This window comes from Pseudomonas sp. PA-4-8C, assembly GCF_021606625.1.
Classification (GTDB): Bacteria; Pseudomonadota; Gammaproteobacteria; order Pseudomonadales; family Pseudomonadaceae; genus Aquipseudomonas; species Aquipseudomonas lactis.
Map to the genome: position 1 here is coordinate 1 of NZ_WKCD01000176.1, position 11,292 is coordinate 11,292.

Annotated in this window: 12 protein-coding genes; 3 read left to right on the plus strand and 9 right to left on the minus strand. The window is 60.8% G+C overall.

Annotation, left to right across the window (positions count from 1 at the left end; genetic code table 11):
- Window positions 1-1,552 (minus strand): MobH family relaxase (gene mobH / locus GIW04_RS21190; RefSeq protein ID WP_236479174.1); only part of this gene is annotated, 1,552 nt, incomplete at its 3' end.
- 291 nt (window positions 1,553-1,843) lie between these two features.
- Here mobH and GIW04_RS21195 point away from each other — a divergent pair.
- The 3 genes from GIW04_RS21195 to GIW04_RS21205 are packed head-to-tail and all read left to right on the plus strand — an operon-like array spanning window position 1,844 to window position 3,017.
- On the plus strand, window positions 1,844-2,164 hold the full coding sequence (locus GIW04_RS21195) for a type II toxin-antitoxin system PrlF family antitoxin (RefSeq protein WP_057005380.1): 321 nt from the start codon (window positions 1,844-1,846) through the stop codon (window positions 2,162-2,164).
- Complete coding sequence (locus GIW04_RS21200) at window positions 2,164-2,622, plus strand: type II toxin-antitoxin system YhaV family toxin (protein WP_057005379.1); 459 nt, start codon at window positions 2,164-2,166, stop codon at window positions 2,620-2,622. The genes GIW04_RS21195 and GIW04_RS21200 overlap by 1 nt, the downstream gene beginning before the upstream one ends.
- A gap of 29 nt (window positions 2,623-2,651) precedes the next feature.
- A complete protein-coding gene (locus GIW04_RS21205; protein WP_057005385.1) occupies window positions 2,652-3,017 on the plus strand; it encodes a DUF3742 family protein in 366 nt (121 codons plus the stop codon).
- Between the two features lie 26 nt (window positions 3,018-3,043).
- Here the strand turns inward: GIW04_RS21205 and GIW04_RS21210 are convergent, their stop codons facing one another.
- The 8 genes from GIW04_RS21210 to GIW04_RS21245 all read right to left on the minus strand — a co-directional run.
- Window positions 3,044-4,552, minus strand: coding sequence for a conjugal transfer protein TraG N-terminal domain-containing protein (locus GIW04_RS21210; RefSeq protein ID WP_057005378.1), 1,509 nt, complete (start codon window positions 4,550-4,552; stop codon window positions 3,044-3,046).
- Between the two features lie 15 nt (window positions 4,553-4,567).
- Entirely contained in the window at window positions 4,568-4,906 is a 339-nt protein-coding gene (locus tag GIW04_RS21215; RefSeq protein ID WP_057005377.1) for a hypothetical protein, read from the minus strand.
- Complete coding sequence (locus GIW04_RS21220) at window positions 4,903-6,294, minus strand: integrating conjugative element protein (protein ID WP_057005376.1); 1,392 nt, start codon at window positions 6,292-6,294, stop codon at window positions 4,903-4,905. The genes GIW04_RS21215 and GIW04_RS21220 overlap by 4 nt, the downstream gene beginning before the upstream one ends.
- A 10-nt stretch (window positions 6,295-6,304) precedes the next feature.
- Window positions 6,305-7,240 (minus strand): TIGR03756 family integrating conjugative element protein, encoded by a 936-nt coding sequence (locus tag GIW04_RS21225; RefSeq protein WP_057005375.1) that lies wholly within the window; start codon window positions 7,238-7,240, stop codon window positions 6,305-6,307.
- Entirely contained in the window at window positions 7,237-7,656 is a 420-nt protein-coding gene (locus tag GIW04_RS21230; protein ID WP_057005374.1) for a TIGR03757 family integrating conjugative element protein, read from the minus strand. Before GIW04_RS21230 ends, GIW04_RS21225 begins: the two co-directional genes overlap by 4 nt.
- 194 nt (window positions 7,657-7,850) lie before the next feature.
- A complete protein-coding gene (radC, locus tag GIW04_RS21235) occupies window positions 7,851-8,330 on the minus strand; it encodes a RadC family protein (RefSeq protein ID WP_231990967.1) in 480 nt (159 codons plus the stop codon).
- Window positions 8,331-8,523: 193 nt separating this feature from the next.
- Complete coding sequence (locus GIW04_RS21240; protein WP_057005372.1) at window positions 8,524-9,273, minus strand: DsbA family protein; 750 nt, start codon at window positions 9,271-9,273, stop codon at window positions 8,524-8,526.
- 16 nt (window positions 9,274-9,289) lie between these two features.
- A partial coding sequence (locus GIW04_RS21245) for a conjugative transfer ATPase (protein ID WP_236479175.1) occupies window positions 9,290-11,292 on the minus strand: 2,003 nt, incomplete at its 5' end.

Consider the following 11,292-nt stretch of genomic DNA (forward strand, 5'->3'; position numbering starts at 1 on the left):
CCCCTGGACTCACCAAGTATACGGTATCCGCAACTGTATGCACCAAGGCCTTTGCGTCGTTGATGATTAGGCGGCGTTCATCGATGCGCTGGCGTAGCCAGTCTACAAAATGCCCAGCCGACGGTGGCGGCCATGAGTCTTGATCCTGTGCGGGGAATGTTTGCGGCATAACAGGTGCTTCAGGTTCTTGTTGAGCTGTCGCTTGTTCGGAAAGCTCATTGTTCCGTGGAGTAGGCAGAGAGAAAGCCTTATCAGTGGTGTCGAACAAAACTAATAGATCATCCAACCCGCCCGAAGGGGTTACAGGAGTGGGTGGATGAGGTTCCTTCGTCGTCGTTGTCTTGACACTGGACGGGGTGTTTACATCAGTCACTGTCGGGGGGGCGCCTTTCGGTGCTGCTTTTTCCTCTACTATCTCAACCGTGCCGCTGAACGGCAGCGGGCGCTCTGCGCTTTTCCAAATCAAGGCGGGGGCCAGACGCAGCAAGGTGAACGTATGTGACCATCCTCCCACGCTCGTGACAACGGCTTTCCAGATGGCCCTGTCATCGGCGGTGGGCTGCAACATGCCGTGATCCTGCAGCACGTTGAAGACAGCGGTATTGCTCGACGGGATCCCCTCTATACCTTGTGACAGCAGGTGCGCGCGCAGCTTGTCCGAAACAGTCTTGCTGACGAGCCACAAAGCGTCTTGGGTCAGCCAGCCGTCCGAGGCCTGTGGCTGATTCAACCTCAGCTCTTCCTTGAGCAGGAACCGCAGGCCTTCAAGCAGTTTGCGTTGCAGTGCATGTTTCGGCGCAGCTATCGCCCTGGCCGGATCGCCACCTAACTCCTGAGCGACGGAGGCTCGGTCGGCCTGGGTTACGAGCTCACCGAGCACCCCGGCATGTTCATATTGGCCTGCCAGCACATACAGTAACGACGACCACAGCGCGGGATAGGCGCTGAGCCAGTCCAGGATGTGACCATCAAGCAGGCGGTTGTAGAGTAGCCCGGTTGCGGCACTGTGCAGTCGGTACTCACGCTCCTGGCGATAGCGGAAACGGTACGGATGCAACAACGGTCCGTGCCAGGGGTGCCAGGTGCTGCCGTTGGCATATTCCACATGAAGATCGACGGCGATCTTGCCAATATCGTGCAGGAGCGCTGCGTAGGCAATGGCGGCTGTCCAGGCTTCGGCTTGTGCTACTTGGTCCTCGGGTGTTGTGCCTGCGGGAAGAAGGTGCGATTGCCTCAGCTTGAGCGCGTAGGCGACGATTTCCAGCCCGTGGTCGAGCATGCCGCCTGGATAGGCGTGGTGATGGCTTTCCGACGCGGGGAATTGCTGGACCAACTCGGCGTAGCGTTCCAGTGGTGCGAGATACAGGGACCTGAACTGCTTGCGTGAGAGCGAAGTACGTTGCCAGATGTGTTCCAGCAGCTTCTGCCGGCGTGGGGTGGACAGCAGCGATGCAGCCGACTCCGGCCGCGTCAGCCCCTTACCTTTTACAGCCGCTTCCGTGGGCGCCATCGGTGCCGACGCCGAGCGTTTTCGTTGGAACAGCGCGAACATGATGTCACCTGAAGTTGCGGTGGACGGGAGAGCCTTTTCCTTTTCCGGGTAGAGCCTTTCCCCTTGCGCCCATTCTATTGACCCTTCCCAGCCCTTTGACCTTTATCGAAGCCTTTACTTGTAGCTCGGTTCGGGGAGTCGCTCTACAACCTATCCGGCACGGGGTCAGCCCTTTTTTGTGGTAAGCGCGATCCGCCTGCCGGCGTCTGAAGACCTCGCCAATCTGCCTTGACGAGGAAAGGAATATTCCTTACTATTGGAAAAACTGTCATCCAAGGAGCGCGCCACACCATGCCAGCCATTCATGAACTAGCCACGCTCACATCGAAGGGCCAGATCACGCTGCCCAAGCCGATCCGTCAGGCGTTGGGCGTCGATACTGGCGGCAAGGTAGCGTTCGACCTAGGCGAGGATGGGCAGATTGTCGTCACCCGCGCGAATGCCGAGCACGAAGATCCGGCCATCGGCGCGTTTCTGATTTTGCTGGCCCGCGATATCGAGGCTGGCCGGCATGTTCGCGGGTTGCCAGACGAACTGGCTCACGCCATGCTGATGCAGGTTGGGCATGACGTGAGTCTGACCAACGAGATTGACGGCGAAGTGACGCTCTGATGCAGCGGCATGGATGGACGCTACTCTTCCACGATTGTGTGATCGAGCAGATGCAGAAACTGTATGTCACCGCGCAGCGCGCGGAGCAGAATGACCCGATAGGATTTGCATCCAATGCCAACATCAAGCTGTTCCGAGCCCTGAGCCAACTGATGCTTGAAATCGTTCCCGGTGAGCCGGCGCGCGATGAGTACCGTCAAGGGAACACACTGGGGCCGGAATACCGCCACTGGCGCAGGGCCAAGATTGGGAGACGATTTCGGCTGTTCTTCCGTTATGACTCGAGGGCCAAAGTGATTGTCTACGCTTGGGTCAACGATGAGCAAACGCTGCGTTCCTCGGGGAGCAAATCCGATCCGTATGCGGTGTTTGAGAAGATGCTGGGTCGTGGAAATCCGCCAGACGACTGGAACGCATTGGTAACTGCCAGCCGGCAGAATTGGAGTAAACAGGAGTAATTGTTCAACGCGCTTAACAGGTGATGACTATGAGCACAGGAACTCGCATCAGCAATGCAGAACGCTTTGGCTGCTGGCTCGGCCGCGGATGGCGTGCTTATGTGCGCAGAGAACGGCGGGTATCGGGATGCTTGGTTGCGCAAGGCGTGCCTACGCCAGCGGCGGTTGTATTGATCTGGGGCGTCAAGCTCGCGGTACTGGCTGTGCTGCTCTATACCGCTTTCTGGCTGGCGTTGCTTCTTGCTTTGATGGCGGCTCGTGGCATCAGCAGCGGGGATGAGGATATTCCCGTAGCACAAGAAGAGTTGCGCCATGGCGAGGCTGGATTTGGGTTGTACTCATCTAGTGGTCAGCGCATCGACCCTCATGACCTCAATCGTCCTTACGACGAATAGATCTACTACGGAGGAAAGATGTTGGCTCAACGTATCATCCTGTTGATACCCGAGGCGGCACTATCCTTGGCATCCTTGCTTCCAGTCGCAAGATTCTGAGCGATCACCCCTGCCTGCACTCCGACCCAACCCAGTGCAGCAACCCAAAACGTGGGTAATGCCAGAAACATCGTCCCCATGACGAAGTTGAGCAGAAGGTCGCCAAAGGCATTGTTCAATCCCATCACCGGATCGAAATTTGTGACGGGCCGGTTCCAACCCCAGCCCGAGCCATAGAGCGCGTCGAGGATGGTGCTGTCGATCCAGCGAGCGAGCTGGAACCAGAAGTCGACGAAGAACAGCGCGAACTGGACCACGCTGATGGTGACCACGGTCTTCAGGTCGTAGGTGCCCATTAACAGCACCAGCGGGATGCAAATTACCAAGGCCATTTTCAGCAGCGACAGCACCATCGGCAGGGCTTGGCGCACCACGTCCATCGCCGGAAATGCAGGAATGGCTCCCACCGCAAGTCCCACGTCGCCCGCGGCGCGGGTAACGATGTTCGGCAAGGTCTTGTCGATCTGGCCACCATAATCGGTGTAAACCGTTCCCTGGTTGAGCTTCTGTTGGCGCGGGGAGGCGATTGCGCGGATGACCGAGTCATCAACCTCGCTGCGGCTCAGAAAGCCTGCCCAGCCGGCCAGGCGTGTAAGCAAGCTGGGATCGACCTGACCCAGCAGACGTGCCCGCAGACCATTGCCACTCTCGCTCCACCATTGCTGGCAGGTCGGGTAGCCGCCCCCGCCGGGCACCTGCGCAAGGCCCGCGTCGCGGTCAGTGTCATAGGACCAGGCATCGCGCGGCGTGCGTGAGTGGTAGGTGTCATAGTAGCCGCCAGTGTTGACGAAGTAGGTCGAGCCGATCCAGGTCACGTCATGCATCTGCGCGTCGTCGAGTGGAGGGCGGTTCATGAACAATTTCGCCCTGGCGGGTCCATAGCAGTCGTGGGTGAAGTCCGCCACGTCCTGTGCGAGGAGCGGGTCGTCAATGCGCGTGGCGTTGATCTCTATCCTCATTTGCCGCAGATCTGTTCCGCACGGGATCGCTGCCACCGAGGCCCCTGTCACCGCGCGGGAGAGCGCATGCATGAAGGCCCACCACACCGGCACCTTGGCGCTCTGGTTGTTGAGGGTAGTGAATGACTGCGACCAGCCGGTATCCGTAGGTTGCGGAACATTAACCTGGCACTGTGCCGATCGCGCCTGGTCGTACTTGATCGTGCCTAGGTCGATATCGATAAACGAGATGCCGGCGAACATCAGCACGACGATGGCCACCCAGATGCGGTTCTCGATGCGCATCGAGGACAGTACGCCCTTGTTGCCTTCGTCGGCCCCTTCAGTACGTGCTTTGAGCCATTCCTGGATAATAATGGCTATAAAGGGAATGGCGAACACGCCGCTGGAAACCAGCACCGCCCAGATGCCGTTGTGGACGATCCAGCCCACGAGGGTCAGGTAATACTCCAGATAGTCAGTGGTGAAAAGCGTCATGTTCCAGGTCTCCCGCTAGACCGCCTGCATCAGCAGGCTGGCCTCCAGTGCGACGATCGCAGTGACTCCGGCGATTTCGGTACGTAGCAGCCGGCGCTGTGTCGAGGCATCCGATTCGCGTGCCAGCAACCGACGGCGCATCCACACCCAGCCATAGACAGTCGCCCCGTAGAGGCAGAGCCGCCACAGCAGGAAGTAGCCAGCCGCGTTCGCCAGCCAGAGTTCCCAGCCGGCAATGCTGCCGACCCGATAGAGGCCAGCGATGTTGGCCGCCACTGCCAGCGCAACGAGCAGCAGCATCCATAGCAATGCCCTGGGGACGCGCCAGCGCGGCCGTAGCCATGCTGCGTTCATGGCGGGTCTCCTGGATGGGAGCGCTGTAACTGGTCGAGGCGATCCGGCACCGGGTCGCCCTCGTAGATACCACGCGAGCCTGACGCGCGCGTGCCATGGCGCTGAATGATCGTCATCGGCGAGTTGTTTGCCAGCTCGCGCCTGATCTCCAATTCGGTTTTGAGGTTGAGGATTTCGCGGTCGAGCGTGTCGCTTTCATGATTGACCGCTTCGACGGCCAATTGGTTAGCCGCGACATTGGGTTCTTTCTTGCCGGTCAATAGTGTGCGCTGCAGCAGCAGAGCCTTTTCCAGTACCGACGCCAGCGCTACCTCGGACGCTAGGCGGTGGGCGAGGACATCTTGGTCGGGTTCATCGCGCAGCGCTTCGATCACGCCGCGGGTAACCGGCAAGGATGTACTGCCGGCTGCACGCAAGTTCTCAGCGGTGGTATGGCGGGCGCCGCTGATCAATTCCTGCAGCGTTTCCAGCTTGGCCTCGTACTCTTCCTGAATCAGCGGCGTCAACCCGACGCCTGGCACGGTCTGGGTCTTGGTGCAGATCGCGCAGGTGCGCTGCTCCTGTTCGCCGAGCACGCGTGTGGCCCAGTCGGTGGCCGCTTGCGGCGACGACCAGGTCTGGCAGGCCAGGCTATTACAGCTCGTCGGGTCGATGGATGTTGGGTCGGTTGCACTGCGGCCATTGACCAGGTTGTAGCCGGCACGCGTTACATCGCCGATCACTTTGATCGACGGCTGGCCGGCACCGCCAGCATTGCCGCCGCCCACCCACGGCACGCCATCCTTGCCCCGGCTGGTCTCAGCCTGTTCGATGGCTGACACCGCGTCAGTGCTCGCCACCGCCTGGCGCAACGCCATCCCCTCGGCGAGCTGGCTCCAGCTCATCTGTCCGCCTGCCGTGTCGGCCATCTTCTCGGCCATCGCGCGGCAGGTCAGTTTGGAACGATCGAAATCGAGCCTGGCCTGAAGAATACCGTTGGTCAACAGGTTGTAGAGGCCGGGGTCTGCCCGCTGAATGATCAGCGCCGGCAACGACGCGACCGCGCTCGTCGCGTTCTGGATCACGCTGCTCATGATGTTCTGAAAGCCATTGGTGAGGCCGTTGAGCTGATTCTGGATCGTGGTGCTGATGTTCATGTCGCCGCACATCAGGTTGCTGTTCCAGCCCGCGCCCACACCGAGCGAATGCATGCCGGCCGCGCGGCTCATAGACACCGCGCTGCCGCCACCGATCGAATACATGAGGTCGTCGCCAATCACGCTGCCGCTGTTCTGGAAACCGTCGGTTTGGGCCGATACCAGGTTGCTGACCAGCACCAGCGCGCTGGCCAGCAGGGCCACCTGCCACCGCAACGGCAATGGGTGGAAGAGGGTGACAGGACGCTTCATTGTTTTCCCCTCAGTTGAAGTCTGTACTGCCGAGGAACGTCTGCCCGCGGCGTTCGCAACAGCTGTATGGGCGCCAAAGCGCCCAGGCATAATCACCTTGCTGGGCCTGGGTCAGCGGTTCGCTGTGGGGGAACACCGCGCAGCTGTTGGAAAGACGCGGCGTCAGCTCCTGCCACTTGCCGGTCGAGGCATTGCTTTCCTCCAGCGCTCCGGCCGGCCAGTAACCGGGCTGCGAGTTCGCGAGCAATGGCTGATAGACATGCAATTGCCCCCGCCGGGTGACGATGTCGCCGGCGCGTTGGGCGACCACGGCACCGGTCTTATAATCGTCGGTCTGATGCAGAAATCCGCCGCGCGGATAGACGGCGCCCCACAGGTTGAACGTGCTGCGCGCGCCGATCTCGCGCATGCCCGGAATCAGGGCCTCTGGGTACACGGCTTCGGGCACGTTGTAGCGCCAGGCCACGGTGTCGAGCGTGCTCAGCAGGTACGGCATGAACGCGGTGCCGGCACCTTTGCAGGCGTAACCTGAGGTGCTGGCAAATTGGCCGAACACATGACCGCCGGGATGGCCGATCACGTCGGCGTTCTTGAACTTCGCCATGTTGCTTTCATTGTCATGGTTCGTCGTGCCGTCGCCACCGGCCTGGGCCGTCACGTTGGGTGCGCTCATGGCCCGCACTTCGAGCCACGGGTTCTCACCGGTATTGGAGTAACTCGAAACCACGGCATCCGGAATGTAGTGGCGCACCTTGGTGGACGTCCGCACCGAGCAGCCGAACGGCGTGCAGAACAGCCAATAGCAGATCCCTACCACCCGGTATTCCAGGCACGATGGGGACAAAGTGGAAGACACGATGGTCGCGGTGTTGAGCGCGAACGATGACGAGGCGGTCATTAACAGAATGGTGGCGATGCCGGTACGCCGAAGCCGGGCACACTTCATGGTTGAGTCCTCCGGTAGGCCTCGATGCGTGCGATCGCCGTGGCGACGCCCGGCTCGCCATAAACTACGTAGCGTTGATCCATGACGATGGCGGGGAGAGAGGTAATGCCCAAGCTCCAGGCATCGGTCACGTCCTGGTAGGTCCTGGCCAGACGCTGCTCCAGCGCGGGGCCGCCGTGCTTGAGGCGCTGCTGTACCAAGAGTGACGCTTGCTGGACATCACTTGGAAGATCGGTCGACAGTTCGGCTTCAATACGCGCGGGTGCATCCAGCTCGATCAGTCGGTCAGGTGTACCTTGCACGGGATGTTGGCGGTCGGTGATGACCCAGATATCCATTGCACTAGCCGCAGAGGCACACAGCGCAATGGCCAAGGCCAGGCAACTGATCGGGCCGGGGGAAAGAGAACACAACATGGCGCAGCATCCGGTGGTTCATGACCTCGGTAGTGCAACGCATCGCGCTTAACGCGACAACAAACAATCGGAAAAGGGAGGTGCCCGGTTTCCATGCACCGATGAATCGCGGTATTTCGTGGACCGCAGATACCCCATCGAAAGCATCGCTTCCGATGGGGTGTTGGAGCGTCAGCAAGCTGGCGCGAGGAGGATCAGATCAATCCGTGTTCGGCGAACGAATAAGGATCGCCTTTCCCGATGATGAAGTGATCCAGCAGACGGATATCGACCTGTCCCAATATCTCCTTCAATCGCTGGGTCAACGTTTCGTCCGCCGTACTGGGTTCAGTACAGCCGGAAGGGTGATTGTGGCAGAGCACCAGAGCGGCGGCGTTATGGTCCAGGCAGCGCTTGAGCACCACCCGTGGATAGACGCTGGCGCTGTCGATAGTGCCTTGGAACAAAGGCTCGTAGGCCAGCACCTGATGCTTCGAATCGAGGAACACGGCGCCAAAGACTTCATGCGGCTGTGCTGCGATTTTCAGCTGCAGGAAATTGCGCACATCCTCCGGGCTTTGCAGCGAGGGGCCACGAGTGAACACTCGCTGCTCAAGGATGACCAACGCCTGTTCGATGATTTGGTCGTCGTCCGGTGTGCCGACGGGATTGAGTGACGCATTACCACTGATCATGGCGAGGGATGTGGACATGGGAACCTCCTTTAGGAATTGGAGGCAGCCGCCCCTGGAGGGCGGACCCTCCGGAGACAGTGACGATAGGCATCCGCCATCGCTTGCGCAGATGACCGTTCGCTCGGGGGATGCGTGGCGAACTGGCGTGCAGTCAACGCGGTCGAAACCGCGCCATAGCCTTGAAGACCGCGGGCTATCTGGGCATGTCGCCGACGACGTCGGCAGGCATTTGGTGATGAAGTTGTGCTGCGTATGGCGCCGTACCGTTGGACACCAATAGGTCCAATGCCGACAGCAACGCGTCGCCTTCGGCCGGGCCGGCCAGGGTCAGTGACTGGCCGCTGTGGTGGTCGATCAGACGCAGGGTCGGGGTGGCGCTCACGCCGCCATGGCGTGCTTCGTTGGCCTGCCCCTGGATGATGGTGTCGGGCCGCTCACTGGCGAGGCAGGCTTGCACGGTTGGGTCCTGGCCGTGGTACTCGGTGTCGGGCGGCAGGCCCTGGCCGTCGCTGCGGGTGTGCTGGTAGATCCAGGTGATGGCTTGCCAGAACGCATCATGGCCGTGGGACTCGCCGATGCATTCGGCCAGACGCGCCTGTCGAGTCGCTGCCGGCTCGTGCATGGCTAGCGGCAGGTGGTGCCATTGCAGATTCACCTCCGGGTGCTGGTCGATCCAATGCCGCAGTATGGGGTCATAGGCCTTGCAGTAGGGGCATTCGAGGTCGGCGTATTCGACAATGGTGAAGCGCGCATTCATGCGTCCATAGCGCCAAGGTGGGCCGGCCGGGTGCTGGGCAGCGGTGGTGTCCGACGTGTGGGTTGACTCATGCGACTCGTCGGCCCACGACCAAAGCCAGAGCACGAGCAGGCCAGCAATCACCCACCCCAGCAGCCAGACCCCGCACGGCCACCGACGGTAGAGGAGGAAAGTGGGCGAAGGCATGGCGGAATCCTCGACGTCAATCAAACAGGTCGTAGCGCAGCGGCTCGATGCCCCGCGCTCGGTCGATCTGGTCGGCAACGCGTAGCGCGGCTTCCAGTTCACTGATGCCGTGCTGCTGCATCAACTGAAAACGTTCGGCTTTCTCTTCGGGTTCCGTCATTGCCAGCGCCAGGTACAGGCTGGGCGGTACCGCACGGAACAGCAACTCCATTGATTTTGACAAAATCACCCCCTCCGTGAATTTTCCGGCTTCCTTGCGTGCGGACAGCATCAGGGCCTTCTGCGAGGCGTTCAGTTCACGAAACCGGGCAATCTTCTCCACCTCGTCGGGCGGCATGCTCAGGCAAATCCACCACTCGATCATGTTGAGCATGGGCTCGGCGGCTTTCGGCAGGTCGTCCAGGTTCTGCGTTGCCAGCCAGTACCAGGCGCCCAGTTTGCGCCACATCTTGGTGATCTTGACCACATAGGGCGCGAGCAGCGGGTTCTTGGTGATGATGTGGCCTTCATCGGTGACATTGATGATCGGGCGGCCGAGGAACTGGTCGCGCTCGGCGATGTTGTTGACGGTGTTGATCAGCGAAATGTAGGCAATCGACAGCTGCGCGTTGTAGCCCTCGCGGGCGAACGTGGCCAGGTCGACAACCGTGATATCGGCCTCCGGCCAAGGCGTACCCGGCCTGTCGAACATCTCGCCATCGACGCCCTGGCAGAACATGTCCATCGCATCGGCCATTTCCAGCAGACGAGTACGACGTGTCTCGGGTAACGTCGAATCGCAACCGCGTTCGCGCAGCGCATTGCGTACATCACGGGTCAGTACCGTGCGTTTTTCTATCACGCAGCGATGGGCGGCCTCGAGGATGCACTGACGGATCAGGCTGCGATCGGCACGGGTCATCCTGGCTTCCTCTCTGTCCTCCCCGCCGGTGATCATCAATCGTGCGGTGATCTCCAGTTCACCCAGCACATCACGTTGCTCGTCAGCACTGGCATCGCCCTCGGCGGATTCTTCATCGAGCGCGTCGGCATCGAGTGTCTGGACCTGGCTGGGCGTGTCGACCAGGCGCCAGGCGTCGGCGAAGGGCGCAAGGCTCACGCCTGCACCGGGCGAAAGCCTGACGCGATGCACCGTCAGCCCCAGACGCGCGGCGAACTCACCGTAGAGGCCAAAGCTGTTACCGGCTTCCACGATGAACAGCCGTGGCCGGTAGATGGCGGTGATCTGGTTGAGGATGTTGTTGAGCGTGGCCGACTTGCCTGAACCGGTGGGGCCGAACAGGAACAGGTGTGCATTCATCTGGCGGTCGAGTCGGTTCAACGGATCAAAGGTGATGGTGCCGCCGCCACGGTTGAAGAAGGTGATCCCGGGGCGGCCGGTGCCGGCACTGCGCCCCCAAGTCGGTGCCAGGTTGGCTACATGCTGCGCGAACATGAGTTGGGTGTACCACTGACGCTTGTCTTTGCCCGGGTCATAGACACAGGGTAACCAACGCAGATAGCTGTTGAGCGGCGCGACTTCATCTTCTTCGCGCACCGGTTGCAGGCCTGCGTTGAGCAGGACGTTGCCCAGTTGCAGACCGCGGGTATCGAGGTCTGCCATGTCCCGACCCCGAAGGTAGAACGCCAGCGAGGCGCGATACAGCTTGTGTGCACTGCCAATCAGCCCGCGCGCCTGCTGGACGTCCTTCAATGCCTGTTCCGAGGCCAGGGTTTCACCAACCGCCTTTTTCGCCAGGTGATTCAGGTGCGCCTCAAGAATATCCTGCGGCGTGACGACCATCGTCAGGCACATCACCGTGTCTTCGGGCATCTGGTCCATCAGGGCATTGATCGCATCACCGCCCTTGCAGGTTTCTCCGGTGATGTGCCCGGTGTTGGGCGGTGTGCGCAACCGGTCGACAACAACAGTCCGGTGGGGCAGGTCGTCGAAGTACCACAGGCCGTGCTCGACGTCGGAGCGGGGCTGGCCGAAAAACAGACGCTGCGCGAAATCCGTACCACTGGCCAGTTCCAGCC